This window comes from Rhodoferax sp. (assembly GCF_030646845.1).
Lineage (GTDB): Bacteria > Pseudomonadota > Gammaproteobacteria > Burkholderiales > Burkholderiaceae_C > Rhodoferax.
Genome location: NZ_JAUSLE010000084.1, coordinates 30,842 through 53,704, shown reverse-complemented (window position 1 = coordinate 53,704; position 22,863 = coordinate 30,842). Strand labels below are relative to the sequence as shown.

At 59.4% G+C, this 22,863-nt stretch carries 21 protein-coding genes; 12 read left to right on the top strand and 9 right to left on the bottom strand.

Translation table 11 applies throughout. The annotated features are described in order from the left end of the window. Positions 1-173 precede the first annotated feature (173 nt). Both Q7T10_RS20015 and Q7T10_RS20010 read left to right on the top strand, forming a co-directional pair. On the top strand, positions 174-1,316 hold the full coding sequence (locus Q7T10_RS20015; protein ID WP_304751543.1) for a sialidase family protein: 1,143 nt from the start codon (positions 174-176) through the stop codon (positions 1,314-1,316). Positions 1,317-1,336: 20 nt separating this feature from the next. After that, on the top strand, positions 1,337-2,047 hold the full coding sequence (locus Q7T10_RS20010) for a hypothetical protein (protein WP_304751541.1): 711 nt from the start codon (positions 1,337-1,339) through the stop codon (positions 2,045-2,047). Here the strand turns inward: Q7T10_RS20010 and Q7T10_RS20005 are convergent. From Q7T10_RS20005 to metK, 4 genes are read right to left on the bottom strand one after another with little or no spacing between them, the layout of a single operon-like run. After that, positions 1,989-3,776, bottom strand: coding sequence for a glycosyltransferase family 39 protein (locus Q7T10_RS20005; protein ID WP_304751539.1), 1,788 nt, complete (start codon positions 3,774-3,776; stop codon positions 1,989-1,991). The two genes, Q7T10_RS20010 and Q7T10_RS20005, sit on opposite strands and share 59 nt — an antisense overlap. Positions 3,777-3,779: 3 nt before the next feature. Then, the gene (locus Q7T10_RS20000) at positions 3,780-4,286 is read right to left on the bottom strand and encodes a GtrA family protein (RefSeq protein ID WP_304751537.1); all 507 of its coding nucleotides are present in this window, start codon (positions 4,284-4,286) and stop codon (positions 3,780-3,782) included. Beyond that, complete coding sequence (locus Q7T10_RS19995; RefSeq protein ID WP_304751535.1) at positions 4,283-5,518, bottom strand: glycosyltransferase family 9 protein; 1,236 nt, start codon at positions 5,516-5,518, stop codon at positions 4,283-4,285. Before Q7T10_RS19995 ends, Q7T10_RS20000 begins: the two co-directional genes overlap by 4 nt. A gap of 17 nt (positions 5,519-5,535) precedes the next feature. Continuing rightward, on the bottom strand, positions 5,536-6,726 hold the full coding sequence (gene metK / locus Q7T10_RS19990) for a methionine adenosyltransferase (RefSeq protein ID WP_304751533.1): 1,191 nt from the start codon (positions 6,724-6,726) through the stop codon (positions 5,536-5,538). Positions 6,727-6,915: 189 nt separating this feature from the next. On the opposite strand from metK, the gene Q7T10_RS19985 reads away from it, so the two are divergent. Then, entirely contained in the window at positions 6,916-7,746 is an 831-nt protein-coding gene (locus tag Q7T10_RS19985) for a lysophospholipid acyltransferase family protein (protein ID WP_304751531.1), read from the top strand. 16 nt (positions 7,747-7,762) lie between these two features. Continuing rightward, entirely contained in the window at positions 7,763-8,629 is an 867-nt protein-coding gene (locus Q7T10_RS19980) for a lipid A biosynthesis acyltransferase (protein ID WP_304751529.1), read from the top strand. A gap of 52 nt (positions 8,630-8,681) precedes the next feature. On the opposite strand, the gene Q7T10_RS19975 is transcribed toward Q7T10_RS19980, so the two are convergent. Then, positions 8,682-9,596 (bottom strand): alpha/beta fold hydrolase, encoded by a 915-nt coding sequence (locus tag Q7T10_RS19975; protein WP_304751528.1) that lies wholly within the window; start codon positions 9,594-9,596, stop codon positions 8,682-8,684. Between the two features lie 110 nt (positions 9,597-9,706). Next, entirely contained in the window at positions 9,707-10,414 is a 708-nt protein-coding gene (gene yihA / locus Q7T10_RS19970; RefSeq protein ID WP_304751527.1) for a ribosome biogenesis GTP-binding protein YihA/YsxC, read from the bottom strand. A gap of 72 nt (positions 10,415-10,486) precedes the next feature. Between yihA and Q7T10_RS19965 the strand changes: the two genes are divergently transcribed. The 5 genes from Q7T10_RS19965 to Q7T10_RS19945 all read left to right on the top strand — a co-directional run bounded on the left by Q7T10_RS19965 (position 10,487) and on the right by Q7T10_RS19945 (position 16,505). Beyond that, positions 10,487-11,152: a c-type cytochrome gene (locus tag Q7T10_RS19965; protein WP_304751526.1), complete on the top strand. Its 666-nt coding sequence runs from the start codon at positions 10,487-10,489 to the stop codon at positions 11,150-11,152. 146 nt (positions 11,153-11,298) lie between these two features. Further along, positions 11,299-13,428, top strand: a complete 2,130-nt coding sequence (locus Q7T10_RS19960) for a cytochrome c biogenesis protein ResB (RefSeq protein ID WP_304751524.1) — start codon at positions 11,299-11,301, stop codon at positions 13,426-13,428. 1 nt (position 13,429) lies between these two features. Next, positions 13,430-14,767, top strand: coding sequence for a c-type cytochrome biogenesis protein CcsB (ccsB, locus tag Q7T10_RS19955; RefSeq protein WP_304751523.1), 1,338 nt, complete (start codon positions 13,430-13,432; stop codon positions 14,765-14,767). Positions 14,768-14,856: 89 nt separating this feature from the next. Next, positions 14,857-15,864 (top strand): protein-methionine-sulfoxide reductase catalytic subunit MsrP, encoded by a 1,008-nt coding sequence (msrP, locus tag Q7T10_RS19950; RefSeq protein ID WP_304751521.1) that lies wholly within the window; start codon positions 14,857-14,859, stop codon positions 15,862-15,864. Continuing rightward, positions 15,864-16,505, top strand: coding sequence for a sulfite oxidase heme-binding subunit YedZ (locus Q7T10_RS19945; RefSeq protein WP_304751519.1), 642 nt, complete (start codon positions 15,864-15,866; stop codon positions 16,503-16,505). The genes msrP and Q7T10_RS19945 overlap by 1 nt, the downstream gene beginning before the upstream one ends. A 24-nt stretch (positions 16,506-16,529) precedes the next feature. Here the strand turns inward: Q7T10_RS19945 and lysA are convergent, their stop codons facing one another. Continuing rightward, positions 16,530-17,813 carry a diaminopimelate decarboxylase gene (gene lysA, locus Q7T10_RS19940; RefSeq protein WP_304751518.1) on the bottom strand — a complete coding sequence of 428 codons (1,284 nt, stop codon included), beginning with the start codon at positions 17,811-17,813 and terminating at the stop codon, positions 16,530-16,532. Further along, positions 17,810-18,049, bottom strand: coding sequence for a lipoprotein (locus Q7T10_RS19935; RefSeq protein ID WP_304751517.1), 240 nt, complete (start codon positions 18,047-18,049; stop codon positions 17,810-17,812). The genes lysA and Q7T10_RS19935 overlap by 4 nt, the downstream gene beginning before the upstream one ends. Before the next feature lie 12 nt (positions 18,050-18,061). Here Q7T10_RS19935 and cyaY point away from each other — a divergent pair, with 12 nt between their 5' ends. After that, positions 18,062-18,391 carry an iron donor protein CyaY gene (gene cyaY / locus Q7T10_RS19930; RefSeq protein WP_304751516.1) on the top strand — a complete coding sequence of 110 codons (330 nt, stop codon included), beginning with the start codon at positions 18,062-18,064 and terminating at the stop codon, positions 18,389-18,391. Positions 18,392-18,452: 61 nt separating this feature from the next. Here cyaY and Q7T10_RS19925 read toward each other — a convergent pair whose 3' ends face one another. Further along, on the bottom strand, positions 18,453-20,780 hold the full coding sequence (locus Q7T10_RS19925) for a penicillin-binding protein 1A (protein ID WP_370653805.1): 2,328 nt from the start codon (positions 20,778-20,780) through the stop codon (positions 18,453-18,455). Positions 20,781-21,106: 326 nt separating this feature from the next. Here Q7T10_RS19925 and Q7T10_RS19920 point away from each other — a divergent pair, with 326 nt between their 5' ends. Then, complete coding sequence (locus tag Q7T10_RS19920) at positions 21,107-22,186, top strand: pilus assembly protein PilM (RefSeq protein WP_304751512.1); 1,080 nt, start codon at positions 21,107-21,109, stop codon at positions 22,184-22,186. After that, on the top strand, positions 22,183-22,851 hold the full coding sequence (locus Q7T10_RS19915; RefSeq protein ID WP_304751510.1) for a PilN domain-containing protein: 669 nt from the start codon (positions 22,183-22,185) through the stop codon (positions 22,849-22,851). The genes Q7T10_RS19920 and Q7T10_RS19915 overlap by 4 nt, the downstream gene beginning before the upstream one ends. The last annotated feature ends 12 nt before the right edge of the window (positions 22,852-22,863 follow it).

Here is a 22,863-nt window from a genome sequence, read left to right as displayed (position 1 = left end):
TTTGAAAAAACCGCAAAGAAACTCTGTCATTCAATGTAAACATTCTCGACGCCTGCGACGCACACTTCCTACCACTTAAGATTGTTTTTTTGATATTTCACACTTGAACGAATCTCTTCACCCAATGTGCAATGTCTGATTCCCTGATCGCAGTTTTTCCCCGTTCTTTCGGCATGCGATTGGCAATTGGTCTGCTGGTCTTTGCGACTTTGACTGGCCTGGATGCCGGGCGCCGCGCTGAGGTAAATCCGGCCGCGCAAGCGGTATGGCCCACCGCCGGCAAGATGGTGGTCGATGGTCCCCTGACGCCGACCGGCCGCGGCCACGTTCCCATGCCCACCAACACGCCCGCTGCCCATGCCAGTAGCTTGCTGGCGATGCCCGCATCCCACCCATCTGCCTTGCTGGCGTTCTGGTTTGCCGGCACGCGTGAAAGCGCTGCTGACGTCCAGATAGCTGCCTCACAATTCGATCGCACCACGCAGCAGTGGAGCGCGGCGCGTTTTGTGGTGAACCGGCAGGTGATGGGTGATCAACTGGATTTTGGTGTGCGCCGACTGGGAAATCCGGTGGCCTGGCTCGACAGCCAGGGCAAGATTCACTTGTTTGTGGTGGCCACCGGTCTGGGTGGGTGGGCAGCGGCGCGCATCGTTCATTTGCGCCAAAGCAATGAAGGTCAAGATTTTTCTGCGATGTCGTTTGACGTGGTGCGCGCGCTGCCACTGTCCTGGCTGTGGAATACCAGCTTTCTGGTGCGCAGCGCACCGCTCCCCCTGGCGGATGGCGGCATGGTGTTGCCTGTGCATTTTGAACTGGGCATCAAGTACCCGGTCGCCCTGCGCTTTGATGCCGGCGGAGAGTTCAAAGGGATGGTGCGGATTTCAAGTCGCAAGCACCTGCTGCAACCCACGCTGGTCATGGTGAGTGAATCACGCTGGCTGGCGTTGATGCGCGACCAGCGTCCTGAAGGCAAGGTGGGCGTGGCCCAAACCACCAACGGCGGGAAGAACTGGGTCGATTTGCCCGATCTGGCGTTGCATAACCCCGACGCTTCCGTCGCGGGCTTGGCTTCGGCGCCCGGGCGAATGTTTCTTGCCCATAACTCATCACCCCACTCTCGCAGCGCCCTGGATCTCAGCAGTTCAATGGATGGCCGGGCCTGGGTCCTGGCGCAGTCGCTGGCCCACGGATCGGCTGCCGACGAGTACTCTTATCCGGCACTGGCCTGGGCTGACGACAGCCTGTGGGTCAGCTACACCGATCAGCGCCGCAGCATTGCCTGGCAACGGTTTTCTTTTTCGCCCACCGCCCGCTGAGGCAGCAGTACTTCATGGACATGAGCACTTTTTTGGACATTCTGTGGGCGACGGACAACGCGGTGTTGCCCAGTGCCACGGCAATGCGGGTGGCCTTGCATTTGCTGTGGGCCATCGTGCTGGGCAGTGGTGCGCTGTTGATCGCGGGCAAGCTCGCGCGGCCTTATCGACTGGGCCTGTCCTTTCTGGTCATTGCGTGGACTCTGATGCCGGGTGCCATGTCGCCAGCGTACTGGCTGGGTCTGGCGTTTCAGACGCCCAGTTTGATGAGTGGTGCGATTTGCCTGGTTTGGTTTTTGAGACAGGCACGGCAGGCGCCGGGGACGGGTGTTTCGATGGCTGGGCCACGAGTGGATGCACTGGGAATGCTGGCGTGGGTTGGTGTCGGCCTTGGTTGGGTGTTGCTGATGGACACGCTGGCCTGGCTGCCGGTGTCGATCTATGCCTGGGGTTTCAGCACGGCTGCCTTCTCTTCGGTGCTTGTGTCCGCCATGCTGTTATGGGTGTTGTTTGGTGCGACAGGCACGAATCGAAAGGCGTCGCAGCTGGTTGCATTCGTGCTACCACCGCTGGTGCTGATGCTGTTCCTGCTGACACGATTGCCTACCGGCAATGTGTGGGATGCCCTGCTTGACCCCTGGTTGTGGGTCGCGCTTCAACTCGGGTGGTTTGTCAGCGTTGTGCGTCGCCTGAAGGCGGGTGGGCGAGCGTCACCAGCCACTCGCGTCTGAACAACCAGGTTTGCGGGTACCACAAGTTGGGCAGGTTGATTTCGCCGCTTTTGTGCCGGCCTTTCACTTCCCATCGCATCCCCAGCACAGTGCACCCTGGCGCGCAGGGTGGTCCCTGCTCGGCAGGCTCCGACTGCAGCCAGACGACCGCGTCGTGTGTGGCTAGCAGACCATTGAGCGCCTGCGCATTTTCGCTCGCGCTGTGGGCGGCGCGACCTTCACCGTCATAGGGCACAAACTGGTTGCCGGGCAGCAGGAACTGAAACCGTTCGAACTGACCATTGAAACTGCTTGGCACGGCCACGCGTGCCTCGTGAATCCTGGCGATGGTTTGCGCTTCGTAGTGCCCGGCCGCTCCGTTCAATGGCGCTGTGGTCAAGCCGAAGCCTGCGTAGACGGCGAAGCACGCCGCGACGGTAGCAGCGCGAGTCCAGGCTGGTCTCAACGAGCCGCCGATCACCAGCAGGAGACCGGCCACCACCACGAACAGGGTGGCGCCCAATTCGAGACCCGTGCCGATGCCGACGTCATGCGCCGCCCAGGCGATGCGCCCCAACACGCCAACAAAAATCCCGCATAGCAGCAACGACAGCAAGAACCAGCCCCGTGCAATGCGGTCCCAGTACAGCGCGAGCAGTATGGCCAGCGCCGGCATGGCAGGAACGACATAGCGCGCCGAACGCTGGCTTGGCAGGGTAAACACAATCAGCCACACGGCCAGCCATATGAGCAGAATCAACAGGGTCGGGGATAGATGGGCCTTGGCCCCGCGTTTGGCCCACGTCCGCAGTCCGACCCACGCCAGACCGATGACGACGAATGCCAGCAGGCCGGCATTTTGCGCATAGGCCAGCAATTGCACCCATACGCTGCCCCCGCCACCCAACAAGGCCAGGCGCCAGTAGCCCTGGCTATTGGACATCTTGCCGGCGTTTTCACCGATGACAAACTCCTGCCACACGGCACCTGGATCCGGGTCAAGGACAAACCACAAGGCAAAAATGCCCAGCGCGACGGCCGCACTCAGGCTGACCTTGAGGGTGGTCTGAACAACCAGGCGCCAGTTCAACGTGCGCTCAGTCAAAAGTTGGGCGCACCACAGCGTGGCGGCTGCCGGTGCAATGAGGGCAAAGGATTTGTAGGCCAGCCCGAGCCCCAGCGCCAGCCCGAACGCCACGTGGGTCAACCAGCCCAGAGGGCGCGTCGGCGCTGCAGGCGTGGAGCGCAAGCGTTGCCACAGCAACCAGAACATGGGCAGGTTCAGCCAGAAGGTTTCAGGGGCGCTCGTCAAATAGGTGCGACCGAAACGGAAGGTGCAAAAAAATGCGAGGTAAACACAGGCCGCCAGACAGGCTGTGCGCAGGTCGCGGGTGAGTTGCTGCACAGTCCAGGCGACCGCCCCCGCCACCAACAGTGTGTAAATCAGGCTGGGTGTGCGCAGTGCGGCCATGCTCCAGTGCTGCCCCCAGTCTCCGGCCACCATGGCCTGCCAAAAGAGCAAGGGCGGTTTGGTGTTGCGCATGTGGTCCAGCTCGGACACCAGCGGCAGCCAGTGGTTTGAGGCGGCGGTCAGGCGCGCAATGTGCGTGTAAACCAGCTCATCACCGATGCTTGGGACGTACTGCCCATCCAGGCCGAAGGCATAGACGCACACGGCGAACGCCAGCAAGGCAAGCCAGGCCAGAGTCGAGGCATCAAGGGGGCGATTTTTCGGCGGGGCGTCACGCATGACCTATTTTGACGGACGGTGGCGAAACGTCCAGAGGTCATTGGCCAGAAAGTTGCTCACGCTGGCAATCACGATGGCGATGACATTGGCCAGCAGGTAATGCAGGGAGTGCGACAGCCACAGCGTGAGGCCATATTGAAGTGCAATGCCAAACCAGGAGGCGACGGCGTAGCGCCCCAGCTGACCAAAATAGAGCGAGACACCCGTCTGGGGGGCGCTCCCGGGTCGGGCCCGCGCGGCAGCGTCACGCAGCCGGTCGGCCCAGGTCCAGAGACGGTTCCAGGTGAAGTTGTTGATCGTTGCGACCGCAATGGCCAGGGCGAGAGAGGCATAGAGCCGGCTGCGCGGCGCGGCAATGGCAGCAAACAGGTACTCCTGCGCGACAAACAGGACGGCCATGTTGACCACGGTCCCGCTGGCGCCCACCAGTCCGAACTTGATGTAGCGAAAACCCTTGAGCCATTCGATCAGCGAGAAGAGACGCTGCTGCCAGCCTGTGCGCTGACTCATGAATGCGCCTGGCTTGGCTGGGCGAGGGCGGTCAGGGCATCTGCCAGCACCGGGTCAGGCGCAATGCGTTTGAGGCACTGGTTGTCGCCGTCGCAAAAGGTTTCACGGTGGTTGTAGGCACTCAGGCAGGGCGAGCAGGCCAAGCCGGATTCCAGCACTTGTGCGCGGGATCCAAGCGGTCCATACAGACGACCCGTTTCGGGGCCAAAGAACACCATGGTGCGAATCGGCGTGAGGCTGGCAAAGTGACCAGGTCCACCATCGTTGGTGATCAACAAATCAGCGCAATGAAACAGCATCAGCAGTTCGCGGATGCTGCGGGTATAGCCGGTCAGGTCCACGCAGAATTCGCTTCCGATTTGCGCCAGCAGATCGTGCGCCAGTTGTGCATCGTCGCGCAAGCCAATCAGCCCGACCGCGTGACCGGCCTGGCACAGGCCGCGCGCCACCCGGGCGTAGTGTGCCGCGGGCCAGGCGCGCTCTGGCAGGAGGCCGCCACCTGCATAGATCAGCACGATTTTCCGGTCCGCCAGCGTGGGGTGGTCAGCCAGCATCTTGTGGCGGTAGGCATTCAGTTCGGCGGCCTCAAACGGCACGACCAGTTGCGTGTCGGACGGCAGTCCACGAATGGGTGCCGCCTTGTTGCGCGGCATCGAATCAGCGTCCAGTGCATCGACCAGGGATAAAAACTGCTTGCTGATGTGCTGGTATGGGTTATACGGAATCGCCCGGTTGATGTAGCTGCCGCGGTACAGGCCCTCTTGCGTGTGCGGCGTAAAACCGACGCGCAGAGGCGCTCCGCTCAGGTAGGACATCAGGCTGCTGATGCGGGAAAACAGCTCGCAGTCGATGACGGCATCCAGCGGCAGGCGGCGCAGGTGCATGCTGACGCGCCAGATGTCACCCAGCAAGCCCAGGCCGGCGCTGTCGTCCAGCGCATGCAGGTGTTCCGGCTTGGCCAGCCCAAGCAGGGCGGCCACTTCCTGGTTTTTCTGGAGTTGCAGCACGTGCAGCGTGGCGCCGGGGTAGCGCTGCCGCAGGGTGGCAAACATGGGGCCCGCCAACACGACACTGCCCATTTCGGAAAGCAGAATCACCAGAATGTGACGCGGCTCTTGCGCCAGCGCGGGCGGTCGTCGCCCCAGCGTTACGAGCCGAGCCCACACAGACACGATCCCACAAAGCAACTGGCCCAGCCAGCGGTCAATCCAGCGCTGTGTCTGTACTCTCATGTATCCCGACCCGCCTGTCAGGCGTTGGGCAGCCCGGCAGCGGCACGCAGTGTCTGGGCCTTGTCGGTGCGCTCCCAGGTGAACTCCGGCTCTTCACGACCGAAATGGCCGTAAGCCGCGGTCTTTTCATAGATGGGACGCAGCAGATCGAGCATCAGGATGATGCCTTTGGGGCGCAGGTCGAAGTACTCGTTAACCAGTTCCGCGATTTTTTCGTCTGGAATCACGCCTGTGCCTTCGGTGTACACCGTCACGTTCATGGGCTTGGCCACGCCGATGGCATACGCTACCTGGATCTGGCACTGCCGGGCCAACCCAGCCGCCACAATGTTTTTGGCCACATAACGGGCCGCATAGGCAGCGGAGCGGTCCACCTTTGTCGGGTCTTTTCCGCTGAAGGCGCCGCCGCCGTGCGGGCAGGCGCCGCCGTAGGTGTCCACAATGATCTTGCGCCCGGTCAGGCCGCAGTCGCCTTGCGGGCCACCAATGACGAAACGCCCGGTGGGGTTGATCAGGTACTTGGTGTCGGCGGTCAGCCATTCCTTGGGCAGCACGGGCTTGATGATGTCTTCGATCACCGCCTCAATAAAGGCGGGCTTCATCTTGGCGCCGTCGCTCATTTCCGGGCTGTGCTGGCTGGACAGCACCACCGTGTCGATGCTGTGCGGCTTGCCGTCCACATAACGCATGGTGACCTGGCTCTTGGCGTCGGGTCGCAGGAAGGGCAGGCGGCCGTCTTTGCGCAACTGGGCCTGGCGCTCCACCAGCCGGTGGGCGTAGTAGATGGGCGCGGGCATGAGTTCGGGCGTCTCATTGCAGGCATAGCCAAACATCAGGCCCTGGTCGCCAGCGCCGGTGTTCAGGTGGTCGTCACTGGCGTGATCGACGCCCTGGGCAATGTCGTTGCTCTGCTTGTCATAGGCCACCAGTACCGCGCAGCCCTTGTAGTCGATGCCGTACTCGGTGTTGTCGTAACCGATGCGCTTGATGGTGTCGCGCGCGACCTGGATGTAGTCCACGTGCGCGTTGGTGGTGATTTCACCGGCGAGCACCACCAGACCGGTGTTGCACAAGGTCTCGGCGGCGACGCGGGACTTGGGATCCTGCTTGAAGATCGCATCGAGAATCGCGTCGGAAATCTGGTCGGCCACCTTGTCGGGGTGTCCTTCGGAAACGGACTCGGACGTAAAAAGAAAATCGCTCGCCATAGTAAGAAGCTCCAATCACAAGTTCAAACAAGTTCAAGACCGCGTTGCTTGGGCTTGGAGGCTTCGGCGAACGCTTTAGCAGATTTGTCAAATTTGACAAGGCACAATGGCGGCTCGCGGGAGCCGCTCCATGTGTGTCGCCCTGCAAGTAGTTCCGTAACTCAGCGACCCGCGCATTTTATCCCACCGATGATCTCCCTTTTCAGAATTTTGTCCGTATTGCCGTTGTGGTTGGCACACGGGGTGGGCTGGGGCTTGGGCTGGCTGGTGTTCGCCGTCTCCGGGGTGTATCGCCGGCGTTTTTTGGCGAACGTGCGACAGGCTGGCATCCATTGGCGGCAGTGGCTGGGTGCCGTCGGCGAGGGCGGCAAACTGGTGGCCGAGTTGCCGCGCCTGTGGATGGGGCGGCCGGTGCGGGTGCTGTGGGATGGCGCTCACCACGTCGAGGCGGCGTTGGCCCTGGAACGTGGCGTGGTGTTCCTGACGCCCCACCTGGGCTGTTTTGAGATCGCGGCTCAGGCCTATGCCCGACGCTACGGCCAGGCGAAATACCCTCTTACCGTGCTGTTTCGCCCGCCGCGGAAGGCGTGGCTGCGGGCGTTGGTTGCGACTGCCCGGGCTCGTCCCGGCTTGCACACGGCCCCAACCACGTTGGCGGGCGTCAAGCAGATGATCAAAGCTTTGAAACAGGGCCAATCCGTGGCCCTGTTGCCGGACCAGGTGCCGCCGCTGGGTATGGGGCTGTGGGTGCCGTTTTTTGGCCGGGCGGCCTACACCATGACGCTGTCGGCGCGATTGGCGCAGCAGACCGGCGCCACGGTGTTGCTGACTTGGGGCGAACGTTTGTCTTGGGGGCGCGGCTATCGGGTGCACGTGCAGCCCTTGATGGAGGCCTTGCCAGCGGACGGGGCACAGGCGGCGGGGGTCATCAACCGGGCGATGGAAGATCTGATTCGTCACTGTCCGCAGCAGTACCTGTGGGGCTATGCGCGCTACAAACAGCCGAGGCAGGAACCATGACCACGGGTTGCGCATTATGTTGAGCCAGCTTGGCATATTGGTGATGCATCTGCTGGGGCGCATGCCCCTGTCATGGCTGCGTGCGCTGGGCTGTTTGTTGGGTTGGGTGCTCTACGGGCTGGTTGTGCCCCGCCGCCGCGTGGCCCTGACCAACCTGCGTTTGTGTTTTCCGGACCGGTCCGTGCAACAAATTCGGGCGATGGCGATCGGCACTTTCGTTCATTTCGCCCAGGCCTGGCTGGATCGCGGCTGGCTCTGGCACGGCTCTCCAACTGTGGTTCGGCAGCGTTTGACACTGACCGGAGCCGTGAGCGAATTGCAGGGCGACGAGCCAACGGTGATTTTTTCGCCGCATTTCGTGGGGCTGGACGCGGGCTGGACGGCCCTGACCCAGCAGCTGCCGCGGCAATTCACCACGATCTACACGAACCAGGCCAACAAGGTCATCGACGGCTGGATTCTGGAAGGTCGCCAGCGGTTTGGCTCTGCCCGGCTTTTTGGTCGCGTTGACGGCGTCAAAACCGTTGTGGCCACGCTGCGCGCGGGTGATCCCTTGTATCTGTTGCCCGATATGAACTTTGGCCTGGAGGAGTCCGTCTTTGTGCCGTTTTATGGCGTTTCGGCGGCCACGGTGCCGTCCCTGTCGCGCTTTGCCAGACTGGGTCGCGCAAAGGTGGTGCCGGTGGTGACGCGCATGACGCGCCAAGGTTACGAGGTTCAAATCATGCCGTCATGGCAGGGGTTCCCGACCGATGATGTGGTCGCGGACACGGCGCTCATGAACCAGCGCTTGCAGTCTTACATAGACACCATGCCTGACCAGTACTTCTGGGTCCACAAGCGTTTCAAGGATCGCCCACCGGGCGTGCCATCGGTGTACTGAAAATATTAGATATTTCGGGCTCTAGCCCTCATGGAATAAGCGCTAATAGCTATTAATTTAATAGCAAAAACTGCAGCAGGGATTGCGCCACCAGTTGCGGCTTTTCATGTACGACCCAGTGGGTGGCGTCGGGTATCGTCTGAACTGTCAGGCACTCAACATACGCATCGAGTCCCTCAATCAGCGCTGGCGGCAGCGCGATATCGTCCAGGGCCCAGATCACCAGCGTGGGCTGCGTTACCGTCAACATAGCGTGCGGCAGATCAACCGCGGCAGCGGCAGGGTCCTGTGCTCGCGGCGGTCGCAGCGGTGACGCCCGATACAGGTTGCAGCCGCCGGTCAATCCCGCATTCCAGACCTCGCGGTACTGGGCCTTGACCTGTTCTGTGAGCCAGGTGGCGGGGTGAGAGCCAAAAGTATTGGTCAGGAACTCCCAGAGTCGGCGGTAGTCGTCCTGCGTCAGCAATTTTTCCGCATCCGGGCGAATGAGGAAGTTCATGTAGGCGCTGGCCGCCTGCTGCGCCGGGTTATCTTTGAGTTCGCGCAAAAACGTGCCGGGATGGGGTGAATTGATGATGGCCAGGCGCTTTGCCAGATGCGGCAACTGGTTGGCGAGATTCCACGCCACGGCGCCGCCCCAGTCGTGCGCTACCAGGCAGGCCAGTTGGCCGCCCTGGTTTTGCGTTTCGATCGCAATCAGGGCAGCGATGTCCTGCACCAGGTATTTGGGCCGGTAGGCGCTGACGTCGGTTGGCGCGCTGGAATGCTCGAAGCCCCGCAGATTGGGCGCCACGCAGCGGTAGCCGCCGTTTTCGGCGCGAGAAAAATACGCCAGCAGGAAGTCCCACACAAAAGCCGCTTCAGGGAAGCCATGCAGGAACATGAGAACCGGACGCCCCCGATCGCCGGCCGCCCGGCAACTCAGGGTGATGCCATGCGGCAATGGCTGGGCATAAGTCTCGATCATGGTGAAGTCAGCCCGTCAAAGTCAAAACGGGTGTGAGATTACGACACCAGACGGCCTTGTGCAGTCGCATTTGGGACCGCGACGAATGACGCGTTCGCCTGTCGGTCTGCTCAGGTGTCGGCCTGGTCCACAGTGGGGTGCGCCCACTGCCACAGCAACGTGGCGACCTCGTCAATTCCCTGGCGTTTGGTGGCGGAAAACAGCCGCACTTCACCGCCACCAGCCTGCAGCTTCATGATGGACAGAGCTTTGGCTTGCTCGACGCGAGTCAGTTTGTCGGCCTTGGTGAGAATGACCAGAAACTTGAGCCCCTCTTCAACCCGCGGACGGATGATGTCCAGGAGGATTTCGTCCAGTTCCGTCAGCCCGTGGCGCGGATCGCACATCAGCACAATGGCCTTCAGGTTTTCACGCGTGACCAGGTAATTGGCCATCACTTGCTGCCAGCGAATCTTGTCCGATTTGGGTACTGCGGCGTAACCATAGCCCGGCAAGTCAGTCAGGACGGCATCGGTCACACCCTGCTTGCCCAGCGAGAACAGGTTGATGTGCTGGGTGCGCCCCGGTTTTTTGGAGGCAAAGGCCAGCTGCTTTTGCTGCGTCAGTGTGTTGATACAGGTCGATTTGCCCGCGTTGGAGCGGCCCACAAAGGCAATCTCGGGCACATCAAGAGCCGGCAGGAAATGCAGCTGGGGCGCCGTCGTGAGGAATTTGGCGGTGTGAAGCCAGCCCAACGCAACATTGGCCGCAGCCTTGGCGGCGACATCCGAAGGAGGTGCCTGGGGGGCCGAAGCCGGTGGGTTTGAGTTGGTAGTCATTGATTAAAGCGGGGAAACCCGAAGCAGCATTGTAGAATCACGCTGTTTTGGTCACCTGACACGACGTTCAATATGAAGTTGCTTGCCTCCCTTTTGTTTGCTGCCTTATTGGCAGCTCCCGCTTTTTCCACCTTTGCACAAGAGGCCAAGCCTGCTGCGCCCCAGGCGGAGGCCAAAGCTGAACCCGCGAAACCGGTCAAGCCTGATCTGGTCAAAGGCGACGCCAGCTATGCCGCCGTGTGCGCTGCCTGTCATGCGGCAGATGGCAACTCGGGCATTCCGGTCAACCCCAAACTGGCACAGCAACACCCGGAGTACCTGGTGAAGCAGCTGCAGGAATTCAAATCGGGCAAGCGCTCCAACGCCATCATGTCCGGCTTTGCCGCGACACTGAGCGATGCTGACATGAAGAACATCGCCTACTGGGTGAGCTCGAAGAATGCCAAACCGGGCTTTGCCAAGGAGAAGGAGCTGGTCACTCTGGGTGAGCGCATCTACCGTGGTGGCATTGCAGATCGTCAGGTTGCCGCCTGCGCGGGTTGCCACAGTCCCAATGGCGCCGGGATTCCTGCGCAGTACCCCCGCCTGGGTGGCCAGCATGCTGATTACACGGCGGCCCAGTTGACCGGTTTCCGTGACGGCGTGCGCAAGAACAGCCTGCAGATGACGCAAGTGGCCGCCAAAATGAACGATCGCGAAATCAAGGCCGTCTCTGACTACATTGCCGGTCTGCGCTAGCCGCAGGCCAGGGTTGCTGGTTACCCGCGTTCGGTTTTTTTGATTGAACTAAACGCGGGCAACAAACCCAAACGGGGGCAGGTCCATTTTGATGTGGGCCTGCCCTTTCTTTTTGAAAATACGACAATGCCGCGACAATTCTTCCAATGACAGTCTCCACCCAAGGCCTAGAACTCAAATCCGGTTCGCGACCGCTACGCGCTGCTGTCGAATTGCTGTCGTCGATGCGCTTCTCGATCTCCTTGTTGACAGTCATCTGTATTGCCTCAGTCATTGGCACGGTGCTCAAGCAGCACGAACCCAGCACGAACTATGTCAATCAGTTCGGGCCGTTCTGGGCTGAGGTGTTTGCTGCCGTCAGCCTGTATTCGGTCTACAGCGCATGGTGGTTCTTGCTGATACTCGCTTTTCTGGTGACCAGCACCTCGCTGTGCATCGCGCGCAACACGCCCAAAATCCTCACGGATCTGAGAACCTACAAAGAGAACATCCGTGAGCAAAGCCTGAAGGCGTTCGGCCATCGGGCCCAGGCCGAGCTGAATGAGACGCCTGAGGTCGCGGCCAAACGCATTGGCCAGATGCTGGTCACCGGGGGCTGGAAGGTCAAACTGCAACAGCGCGACGCGCCCGGCGCCCGTGGCTGGATGGTTGCCGCGAAGGCAGGCGCTGCCAACAAGATTGGCTATATCGCGGCTCACAGCGCCATTGTCCTGGTGTGCCTGGGCGGCTTGCTGGATGGCGATCTGGTCGTTCGTGCGCAAATGTGGTTCAACGGGAAAACCGTGTACAGCGGCGGCGGCATGATTGCCGATGTGAAACCGGAGCACCGTCTGAGCGACCGCAATCCGACATTCCGCGGCAATTTGTTGGTGACCGAAGGCACGAGGTCCAGCACGGCGATTCTGAGTCAATCGGACGGCATTCTGCTGCAGGAGTTGCCATTTGCAGTGGAACTGAAGAAATTCTTTGTGGAGTACTACTCGACGGGCATGCCCAAGCTGTTTGCCAGCGACATCATCATTCACGATATTCAGACCGGGGAACAGATCCCGGCACGGGTCGAGGTCAATCATCCGGCGAGTTACAAGGGTGTGGAAATCTACCAGTCCAGCTTTGATGATGGTGGTTCCACCGTCAAGCTCAAAGCCTTGCCCATGAACGCGGCTACGAAACCGTTTGAAGTTGAGGGGGTTATCGGTGGTTCATCCCAGCTCACCAATGGCAACGACAAGCTGACGATCGAGTACACCGGCTTGCGTGTCATCAACGTCGAGAATTTTGCGGGCAATGGCGTGGCAGGCGTGGATGTTCGCAAGGTCGATCTGCGCGAGTCGATCAATTCCCGGCTTGGTGCTGCCAATAAGGCAGGTGCCAAAAAAGAGTTGCGAAATGTGGGACCCAGTATTTCGTACAAGCTGCGCGACGCTGCCGGCCAGGCGCGTGAATACCACAACTACATGCTGCCGGTCGACATGGGCGATGGTGCTCCGGTGTTTTTGATGGGGCTGCGCGATTCACCGGCTGAGCCTTTCCGCTATCTGCGCGTTCCGGCCGATGACAAGGGAACTCCCGAGGAGTTCTTCAGGCTGCGTGCGGCGTTGTCGGACCCCGTGGTGCGCGATCTGGCAGTTCAGCGCTATGTTGCACGAGCGGTGGACCCAAGTCGCCCGGATTTAAACAAGCCTCTGGCGGCGTCGGCGTCGCGTGCGCTGGCCCTGTTTGCCGGTGCTGAGGCGGGCGTGGACGGCAAAGCCGTGGGCGGTTTGCAGGCCATTGCGGACTTCATGGAAACCAACGTGCCTGAGGGCGAGAGAGCGCGGGCAGGCGAGGTGCTCATCCGTATTCTGAATGGTGCCCTGTATGAACTGGCCCAGCTCACGCGTGAGCGTGTAGGCCTGCAACCCTTTGAGGCCAATGAAAAAACGCAAGGGTTCATGACCCAGGCGGTGCTGGCACTCAGCGACGCGCAGGTTTACCCAGCCCCCATGGTATTGCAGCTGGCCGACTTTACCCACGTACAGGCCAGCGTTTTCCAGGTCGCCCGTGCCCCTGGGAAGAATATTGTCTATCTGGGTTGTGCCCTGCTTATTCTGGGGGTATTTGCGATGCTTTACATTCGCGAGCGGCGGCTGTGGGTATGGCTGGCGCCCATTGATGGAACGGTGGACGGGCGGGCCACTGCCACGATGGCCTTGTCAACTAACCGCAAAACCATGGATGGTGATCGCGAATTTGAGAGGCTTAAATCCCGGCTGATTGGGATCAAGGAAGAATGACATGAATACGGCTTCAACGACTGTTGGTACTACATTGACCTTGAACGAAGGTTATTTCGCCAAACGCAACTGGTTTGACTGGTTGTTTGCGGCCATTGTGCTGGCCGGCGGCTTGTTCGCGTTTTCGCGCTACAACGCGGCGATGGACGTTTATGAGAAGGGCATTTTGCTGGCTGCCATGCCCAGCGCCATCATGCTGGGCTGGTTCTGGCGGCCCCTGCGCACGTTGATGCTGGCCGTGGCCGGGTTTTCGCTGCTCGGCATCGTGTCGTACCAGGGCAGTCTGGCGAACGCGGACAGCGTTTTCTGGCTCAAGTACTTCCTGTCCAGCCAGTCGGCCATTCTGTGGATGAGCATGCTGTTCTTCATGAGCACCGTCTTCTACTGGATCGGCATGTTCGCCCCACGGCAGGGCGGCGACGCCTTGACGCTGGTGGCATCGCGCCTGGTCTGGGTGGCGGTGGGCATGGCACTGATCGGCACCATGGTCCGCTGGTATGAGGGCTATTTGCTGGGCGCGGACATCGGACATATTCCGGTGAGCAACCTGTATGAAGTGTTCGTGCTGTTCTGCTGGATGACGGCGGCGTTTTATCTTTACTTTGAAGCGCAGTACAAAACGCGGGCGTTGGGCGCTTTTGTCATGCTGGTGGTCAGTGCTGCCGTCGGGTTTTTGCTCTGGTACACGCTGGTGCGTGAAGCGCATGAAATTCAGCCACTGGTACCCGCTCTCAAGAGCTGGTGGATGAAGCTGCACGTGCCTGCCAATTTCATCGGATACGGCACTTTTGCGCTGGCGGCCATGGTGGCCTTTGCCTACCTGATCAAGCAGCAGGCGACAGAGACGCGTTGGTACAAGCTGGCTCCGCTGTGGTTGCTTGGCATTGTGTTGTGTTTTGAGCCCATCGTGTTTCGCAAGTCGGCCGTCGGTGGCATGAGCGACTACTGGGCCGTGTACTTTGGTATTTCCGCGCTGATTGTGGGTGGCATCCTGTTCGGGCGGCGCCAGATCGCGTCCAGACTGCCATCCTTTGAGATTCTTGACGATGTGATGTACAAGTCCATCGCCGTTGGCTTTGCGTTCTTCACCATTGCCACGGTGCTGGGGGCGCTCTGGGCTGCCGAGGCTTGGGGCGGTTACTGGAGCTGGGATCCGAAAGAGACCTGGGCCCTCATCGTCTGGCTCAACTATGCAGCCTGGCTGCACATGCGGTTGATGAAGGGTCTGCGAGGCACCGTGGCGGCCTGGTGGGCCTTGGGTGGTCTGGCTGTCACCACTTTTGCGTTCATTGGCGTGAACATGTTCTTGAGCGGCTTGCACAGCTACGGCACGCTTTAAGGCCACGGTATAGGGGGCGGGCGGACTGGCGGCATATTGTGTAAGAACAGACGTCGTTCCACGACTACCAGTGAAACGAGGGCATCTTTATGTTGATCAAGACAAGCCGGGACGGTTATTGCCATCCCGTCGCTAGCGAAATCACGACGCAGGCGGTCTATGCCGGGCGGCGCGACCTCATCAGGCTCATGGCCGGCGGTGTCGCTGGTGCGGCGTTGGCGTCTTGGGCGTCGCGTGACGCCCAAGCACAAACCACCGGGTCGGTCCCGCGGCCCGGCAAACTGGCCGCATTGTCGGGTGTCAAGTCGAGTCTGCCCGGTGCAGTCACCATGGAGAAGGTGACTGACTACAAGGATGCCAGCACCTATAACAACTTCTACGAATTCGGCACTGACAAATCTGATCCTGCACAGAACGCCCACACCCTCAAGACGAAACCGTGGACGGTAGAGATTGAAGGCCTCGTCAAAAAGCCGGCCAAGTACACCCTTGAAGATCTCCTCAAGCTGAGTGCGCAGGAGGAGCGAATCTATCGTCTGCGCTGCGTTGAAGGCTGGTCCATGGTGATCCCGTGGGTAGGCTATTCACTGAGCGAACTGATAAAAAGAGTGGAGCCGTTGGGGAACGCCAGGTACGTCGAGTTTGTGACGCTGGCTGATCCAAAAACCATGCCCTTTGTCGGTTCCAGAGTACTGGACTGGCCCTATGTGGAGGGCTTGCGCATGGACGAGGCCATGCATCCGCTGACCTTGCTGAGCTTCGGCATGTACGGTGAGATATTGCCCAACCAGAACGGCGCGCCGGTGCGGCTGGTGGTGCCATGGAAATACGGCTTCAAGAGCGGTAAAAGCCTGGTGAAAATCCGCTTCACCGACAAGCAACCCGCCACGGCCTGGAACAAAGCGGCAGTCAATGAATACGGCTTCTACTCCAATGTCAATCCTGCGGTGGACCACCCGCGCTGGAGTCAGGCCACGGAGCGGCGTATCGGCGAAGATGGCTTGTTTGCCAAGAAGCGCAAGACGCTGATGTTCAACGGCTATGAGGCCCAGGTCGGGCAGCTTTACGCCGGGATGGATCTCAAGAAGTTTTTCTGATGGTGGCGCTCGCCACCCCATGGCCAAGGGCGCGGGTGCAAAAACTGCTGCTGCACCAGTTTGCCAAACCGATCGTATTTGGCCTGTCGCTGATGCCGTTTTGCTGGCTGCTGGTGGCCGCCATCACCAACCAGTTGGGTGCCAATCCGGCGGAAGCCTTGAGCCGGTCCACCGGCGACTGGACCTTGCGCTATCTTTGCCTGGTGCTGGCGGTAACGCCGCTTCGATTGATCACCGGCACACCGGCACTGGCCCGATTTCGTCGCATGCTGGGCCTGTTTGTCTATTTCTATGCCGTGCTCCATCTGCTCAGCTACAGCTGGTTTGACATGGGTTTTGAGGTGACCGACATTGCAAAGGACATTGTGAAACGTCCCTTCATTCTGGTGGGTTTCTCCGCCTTTGTCTTGCTCACACCGCTGGCATTGACGTCTTTCAATCAGGCGATCAAGGCGCTTGGCGCCAGACGCTGGCAGCTCTTGCACAAGTTGGTGTACGTCGTCGCCGGGCTTGCAGTCCTGCATTTCTTGTGGATGCGGGCAGGCAAGAACAACTTCACCGAGGTCTTCGTCTATGCCGCGATTTTGGGTGGACTGTTAAGCTGGCGACTGGTTGATTTTTTGAAGAAAAAGAGGCTCTAGCCCCCGCTCCTTATGCGTCTATAGCTACTTATTTAGTAGCAAAATCTCTTGCCTCATCTGGTCGGCAATCGTCTCCCGTTGCCGAATGAGGCGGGTCTGGTTGCCCTCCACCAGAATCTCGGCCGCGCGCCCCCGGGAGTTGTAGTTGCTGGCCATGCTCATGCAGTAGGCCCCTGCAGACAAAACCGCGAGCAAGTCACCTGGCTGCACCGCCAGGGCGCGGTCATGCCCGATCCAGTCGCCGCTCTCACAGATCGGACCCACGACATCCCAAGTGGCGGGGGCTTCTGCTCGTGATCGCAACGGCACGATCTGGTGAAACGCCTGGTACATGGCCGGGCGGGGCAGATCGTTCATGGCGGCGTCGATGATGCAGAAGTTCTTTTGCTCACCGGGTTTGAGGTACAGCACTTCTGTCAGACACACGCCTGCATTGCCAACCAGTGAGCGCCCGGGCTCGATCATCAGTTGCCGCTGGTCAAAGCCGCGCGCATCCAGTTTGGCCAGCAGCTTTTCCCAGAGGCGGTCTGCAGGAGGTGGCGTGTCGCCGTTGTAGTCGATACCCAGACCACCGCCAAAATCAATGTGCTGAATGGGGATGCCCGCTGTCTCGATTGCTTCCACCAGGTCCAGCATGCGGTCCATGGCGTCAAGGTAGGGTTCTTCTTGAGTGATTTGCGAACCGATGTGGCAGTCAATACCAACCACGCGAATGCCGGCCAGGGTGGCCGCCCGCTGATAGGTGCGCACGACGCGCTCGTGGGCGATGCCAAATTTGTTGCCTTTGAGGCCCGTGGAAATGTACGGGTGAGTCATGGGGTCCACGTTCGGGTTGACGCGGATGCTGACCGGTGCGCGCAAGCCCGTGGACAGGGCCACTTCGCTCAGGACTTCAAGTTCGGCTTCGCTTTCGACGTTGAAGCAGCCAATGCCCGCTTCCAGCGCGCGCCGCATTTCCGCCCGCGTCTTGCCCACGCCGGAAAAGATGATTTTGTCGGCCCGTCCGCCAGCGGCCAGAACACGGTCCATGTCGCCACCCGAGACGATGTCAAAGCCGCAACCGGCCTGCGCAAAAACCTGAATCACGCCCAAAGCCGGGTTGGCTTTCATGGCGTAACAAATCTGAACCTTTCGTCCGGCAAATCCACGCTGGTAAGCGGCCAGCGCTGACAACATGGCGCTCTTCGAATAGACAAAAAGCGGCGTGCCATGTTCTTTTGCCAAGTCAGTCAGACGAACGTCTTCAGAAAAAAGCTCGTTGCCCCGATAGGCAATCTGGGGTTGGCCGGGGAGATTTTGAGAGATCATTGAGGGACTGAGGTAGATGCTGGGGCCGAAGGGCTGGCAGAAGCTGGATCAGCGGGTGCCTGTGGGGCGGCTTTTGAGGGTCGGATGTGCAACAGTGTTTCGGGCAGTGTGGCACGATTGGCAGCCGCCGGTTCCGTGGGCAAATACAGCGGGCCCTGCTGGCCACAGGCCGACAGACTCACCGCACTGGCGCCAAGGACAAGCGTACTGACTAGAATTTGAGAAAAACGCAACATGGTGAAATTGTAATGACCGACCCTGAATTCATGGACCGTGCGGAAAAACTGCTCAAGGCCGTCGAGGCGAGTTGTGACCGCATCAATGACGAGAATCGTGCAGATATCGACAATCAGCGCGTGGGGGGCATGATCACGCTCGTTTTTTCCAACAAAAGTCAGATCGTCATCAATCTGCAAAAACCCTTGCACGAAGTCTGGTTGGCAGCGAAATCCGGTGGCTATCACTACAAATTTGACAAGGAACAGTGGCTCGATACCAAGGGGCAGGGCGAGTTTTTTGCCAGCTTGTCGCGCTATGCCAGTGAGCAGGCGGGTTGCCCGCTGGTGTTCACCGTCTAATTGGTCACGGGCCGAACTGGCTCACGCCGTGTCATTGCGGCCTGTCACGCAAAGTTTGGCATTAGTTCTTGAAGAGGTCGAGAATGCTCTTCTTTTCGTCGGCCGGTGGCAGCGGCTGAACAGTGGTTCCTGCCGTCCCATCCGGCGAGTCCGTGAGTCCCAAACCGCTGACGCCGGCGCCTCTGGCGTATTCCTCATAGAACCATTCGCCGCCTGAATTGACAATGCCCGGTGGGACGCTGGGTTCGGTCACCGGGACGCCTTTGAGTGCATGTTCCATGAACCTGATCCAGATCGGCAGGCTCAACCCGCCCCCTGTTTCGCGGTCGCCGAGCTTGCGCGGCGTGTCATAGCCGATCCAGGTGATGGCGGTCAGCGTCGGCTGAAATCCTGCAAACCAGGCGTCCATCGAATCGTTGGTAGTTCCGGTTTTGCCGTACAAGTCAGTACGCCTCAGTTCCCTTTGCGCGGAGGCCGCCGTGCCTGAACGCGTCACTTCTTGCAGCAGACTGTCCATGATGAAAGCATTGCGCGCATCGATGGCGCGCATCGACTCGTCCAGCGCCTTGGGTTTGGTTTCCACCAGAACTTTGCCTTTTTGCTCGGTTACCCTGGCAATCAGCCATGGGTTGATGCGGTAGCCGCCGTTGGCAAAAACCGAATAGGCTGAAGCCATCTGCATGGGGGTCACCGATCCGGCGCCCAGTGCCATGGTCAGGTAGGCCGGGTGCTTGTCCGCATCGAAGCCGAAGCGCGTGATCCATTCCTGTGCGTTCTGGGCTCCGACCGCCTGCAGGATGCGGATCGAGATCATGTTCTTGGATTTGGCCAAGCCGCGGCGCATCGTCATGGGACCCTCAAATTTGCCGTCGTAATTTTTGGGCTCCCAAGGTTGACCACCCGTCACACCCGCGCCAAAGAAGAGGGGCGCGTCATTGATCACTGTTGCGGGAGTGAAGCCTTTCTCCAGTGCAGCGGAATAAATGAACGGCTTGAAGCCCGAGCCGGGTTGACGCCAGGCTTGAGTCACGTGGTTGAACTTGTTCTTTTCAAAATCAAATCCACCGACCAATGCCTTGATGGAGCCATCGCGCGGGTCCAGCGCCACAAAGGCGCCCTCAACTTCGGGCAATTGCGTGATTTCCCAGGTGTTCTTGGGCGTTTTTGCAACCCGAATCACGGCGCCCCGCCGTATTTTGATATTGGGCGGAGCCTTGTCCGACAAGCCCGACTGGGCGGGTTTGAGCCCCTCGCCGGTTATTTCGACGCTCTCCCCGTTCAGGCGGATGGCCTTGATCTTTCTGGCATCCGCTTCCAGCACCATGGCCGACATCACGTCGCCATTGTCTGGGTGATTGTCCAGGGCATCGTCGATGGCGTCCTCGATCTCCTCCGGATTGGTCGGCAGGGTCACAAATTCCTCTGGGCCACGGTAAATTTGACGCCGTTCAAAATCCATAATTCCGCGCCGCAGCGCCTTATAGGCTGCGTCCTGGTCGGCCGCCCGCAGCGTCGTGTAGACGTTCAGACCCCGGGTGTACGTCTCATCGCCATACTGTGCGTACATCAACTGGCGCACTGTCTCGGCCACGTACTCTGCGTGCACTTTGGTGTTGTCTGATCCCGATTTGACCTTGAGTTCTTCCTTTTTTGCTGCAATCGCCTGCTCTGCGGAGATAAAGCCGTTTTCCTCCATGCGCTCAATGATGTAAAGCTGGCGCGCCCGGGCTCTTTTCGGATTGTTGATCGGGTTGTAGGCGGATGGCGCCTTGGGCAGTCCGGCCAGCATGGCCGCTTCCGCAATCGTCACGTTCTTCAACGGCTTGTCAAAATATGCCTCCGACGCCGCGGCAAAACCGTACGCGCGGTTACCCAGAAAGATTTGATTCATATAGATCTCAAGAATCTGGTCCTTGGTCAACAAGTGCTCCAGCTTGAAAGTCAGCAGGATTTCGTAGATCTTGCGGGTGTAGGTCTTTTCCGTGGACAAATAGACGTTGCGGGCCACCTGCATGGTGATGGTTGATGCGCCCTGGCTTTTGACGCGTCCCAGGTTTGCCAGCGCCGCGCGCAAGACGCCTTTGTAATCCACGCCGCCATGCTCGTAAAAGCGTGAGTCCTCAATGGCCAGGACGGCATCCGTCATGACCTTCGGGATTTCCTTGATGGGTGTCAGGTGCCGACGCTCCTCGCCAAACTCGCCAATCAGGGCACCTTCCGATGAGAAGACGCGCAAGGGCAACTTGGGGCGGTAATCAGACAAGGCTGAAATATCTGGCAGGTTAGGAAATGCCACTGCCATCGCAATAGCAACAATGATCAGTATGGAAAGGACGCCCGCCAGCGCCAGCCCGATCCCCCACAATGCAATGCGCAGGAACCAACTCATCGCACTGACTCGGGAGCTGGAAGCTTGGGCACGGCCGGGTTCGCTAGGTGGTGATTTGGAGGGCATGGAAATACTTCATAGAAACGCTTCGCCATTATAAAAAATGATGTTTTCATGGGCAGGGCCGCTATTGTTGCGGGTTAACCCCCTGGTGTGTGTTCAAGGCCCCCTGTCTGTCACGTTTGAATACAAAACGTCTACTTTTGACAACGCTCGTATTCCCGCAAATCAGGAAATATCTTTGCGTGACAACAAGCTTGCTGCTAGCATTCAAGTGAAGTCTTAAGTTTCGCTGATCTTTGATTAGCCTGTTTCAGGGGATAGTTTTGATCTCTTTGGGGTCCTTGTTTAGCCGTCAACCAGCACCTATGCTGGGTTTGGACATCAGTTCTTCCAGTGTCAAACTGGTGGAGTTGGGTCAAGACAAGGCTGGGAATTTGGTGCTTGAGCATTGTGCGATTGTTCCGCTGGAGCGTGGATGGATTACCGACGGCAACATCGAGAAATTCGACGAAGTGGCTGATGCGGTTCGCCGGCTGGTGAAAAAAAGCGGAACCAAGACCAAAAATGTGGCGATGGCCTTGCCACCCTCCGCCGTCATCACGAAGAAAATCATTCTTCCTGGTGGCATGTCCGACCAGGAACTGGAACTGCAGGTCGAGACGGAGGCCAACCAGTACATCCCGTTCCCCCTGGATGAAGTCAGTCTTGATTTCTGTATTGTGGGGCCCAGTGCCGCTTCTTCCGGCGACATCGAAGTGCTCATCGCGGCGTCACGTCGGGAAAAAGTTCAGGATATTCAGGGCTTGGCCGAGGCGGCTGGGCTGAAGCCAGTGATTGTGGATGTGGAATCCTACGCATCGCGACTGGCGACTGGGCGCCTGATTGAAAGCCTGCCCAACAAAGGCGTTGGAAGCATCGTGGCCCTGTTTGAGGTGGGCGCCTTGACCACCAGTATGCAGGTTATCCGCAACGATGAAGTCTTGTATGACCGGGATCAGGCGTTTGGTGGCGCCCAGCTGACTCAGCTGATTGTGCGCCAGTATGGTTTTTCCCTGGAAGAGGCTGAAAGCAAGAAGCGAAGTGGTGAGTTGCCGGATGACTATGAATCCAGTGTGCTGCGCCCGTTTGTTGAAAGCATGGTCCAGGAAATCGGACGGGCTCTACAGTTCTTCTTCACGAGCACGCCACACAACAAGGTTGACTACATCATGCTGGCCGGCGGCTCGTCGGCGCTGCCGGGTTTGACGGCAGCTGTGACACAGCACACCACTTTCCCATGCAGTCTGGTGAATCCGTTTGACGGCATGGAAATTGGTGAGGGTGTTCGTTTGAAGAAGATGACACGGGAAGCGCCGTCGTACCTGACGTCATGCGGACTGGCTTTGCGGAGGTTCATGCAGTGATTCTGATCAATCTGCTTCCCCACCGCGAAGCTGCGCGCAAGCTGCGCCGGGATATATTCAACGTCAGCCTGGGGGCGTCTGCGCTTGCCGGTGGTCTGCTCGCGGGAATTATCTTCCTTTGGTTTCAAGCCCAGATTTCCGGGCAGCAAGGGAAAAACCAACTGCTGCAGACCGAGATTAAGCGTTTTGATGAGCAAATCAAGGATATCGCCGGCCTCGAAGCGGAGATTGCGGCCTTGCGGGCTCGCCAGCAGGCGGTAGAAGATCTGCAGGCGGACCGGAATCTGCCTGTTCATCTGCTGACAGAACTCGTCAGGCAATTGCCTGATGGCGTGTATATCGCCAGCATGCGTCAAGAAAACCAGAGTGTGACGCTGCAAGGTGTTGCTCAATCCAATGAGCGGGTGTCTGAACTATTGCGCAATCTCGGAAACAATACTCCCTGGTTTTCCAAGCCGGAGTTGGTTGAGATTGTGGCCGGTTCGGTCGCTCTGACGCCGCGTGATCAGCGTCGTGTGGCCAATTTCACAATCCGCGTTCGCCTGATGCGCGCCAGCGAGGCTGAAAAGATGCGGGCCGCCGCAATCGCCGCCGCCTCCGGGCCTATTCCCGGAACCGCTGTAGCCGTCCCGGCAGTCGCCGCCTCAACTCCTGTCAAGAAGTAGGGGCAAGGCATC

Excerpts from the sequence above, each read along its gene's own strand:
- Q7T10_RS20015 (WP_304751543.1), top strand. The coding sequence starts at position 174 with ATGCGATTGGCAATTGGTCTGCTGGTCTTTGCGACTTTGACTGGCCTG.
- Q7T10_RS20010 (WP_304751541.1), top strand. The coding sequence starts at position 1,337 with ATGAGCACTTTTTTGGACATTCTGTGGGCGACGGACAACGCGGTGTTG.
- Q7T10_RS20005 (WP_304751539.1), bottom strand. The coding sequence starts at position 3,776 with ATGCGTGACGCCCCGCCGAAAAATCGCCCCCTTGATGCCTCGACTCTG.
- Q7T10_RS20000 (WP_304751537.1), bottom strand. The coding sequence starts at position 4,286 with ATGAGTCAGCGCACAGGCTGGCAGCAGCGTCTCTTCTCGCTGATCGAA.
- Q7T10_RS19995 (WP_304751535.1), bottom strand. The coding sequence starts at position 5,518 with ATGAGAGTACAGACACAGCGCTGGATTGACCGCTGGCTGGGCCAGTTG.
- metK (WP_304751533.1), bottom strand. The coding sequence starts at position 6,726 with ATGGCGAGCGATTTTCTTTTTACGTCCGAGTCCGTTTCCGAAGGACAC.
- Q7T10_RS19985 (WP_304751531.1), top strand. The coding sequence starts at position 6,916 with ATGATCTCCCTTTTCAGAATTTTGTCCGTATTGCCGTTGTGGTTGGCA.
- Q7T10_RS19980 (WP_304751529.1), top strand. The coding sequence starts at position 7,763 with ATGTTGAGCCAGCTTGGCATATTGGTGATGCATCTGCTGGGGCGCATG.
- Q7T10_RS19975 (WP_304751528.1), bottom strand. The coding sequence starts at position 9,596 with ATGATCGAGACTTATGCCCAGCCATTGCCGCATGGCATCACCCTGAGT.
- yihA (WP_304751527.1), bottom strand. The coding sequence starts at position 10,414 with ATGACTACCAACTCAAACCCACCGGCTTCGGCCCCCCAGGCACCTCCT.
- Q7T10_RS19965 (WP_304751526.1), top strand. The coding sequence starts at position 10,487 with ATGAAGTTGCTTGCCTCCCTTTTGTTTGCTGCCTTATTGGCAGCTCCC.
- Q7T10_RS19960 (WP_304751524.1), top strand. The coding sequence starts at position 11,299 with ATGACAGTCTCCACCCAAGGCCTAGAACTCAAATCCGGTTCGCGACCG.
- ccsB (WP_304751523.1), top strand. The coding sequence starts at position 13,430 with ATGAATACGGCTTCAACGACTGTTGGTACTACATTGACCTTGAACGAA.
- msrP (WP_304751521.1), top strand. The coding sequence starts at position 14,857 with ATGTTGATCAAGACAAGCCGGGACGGTTATTGCCATCCCGTCGCTAGC.
- Q7T10_RS19945 (WP_304751519.1), top strand. The coding sequence starts at position 15,864 with ATGGTGGCGCTCGCCACCCCATGGCCAAGGGCGCGGGTGCAAAAACTG.
- lysA (WP_304751518.1), bottom strand. The coding sequence starts at position 17,813 with ATGATCTCTCAAAATCTCCCCGGCCAACCCCAGATTGCCTATCGGGGC.
- Q7T10_RS19935 (WP_304751517.1), bottom strand. The coding sequence starts at position 18,049 with ATGTTGCGTTTTTCTCAAATTCTAGTCAGTACGCTTGTCCTTGGCGCC.
- cyaY (WP_304751516.1), top strand. The coding sequence starts at position 18,062 with ATGACCGACCCTGAATTCATGGACCGTGCGGAAAAACTGCTCAAGGCC.
- Q7T10_RS19925 (WP_370653805.1), bottom strand. The coding sequence starts at position 20,780 with ATGAGTTGGTTCCTGCGCATTGCATTGTGGGGGATCGGGCTGGCGCTG.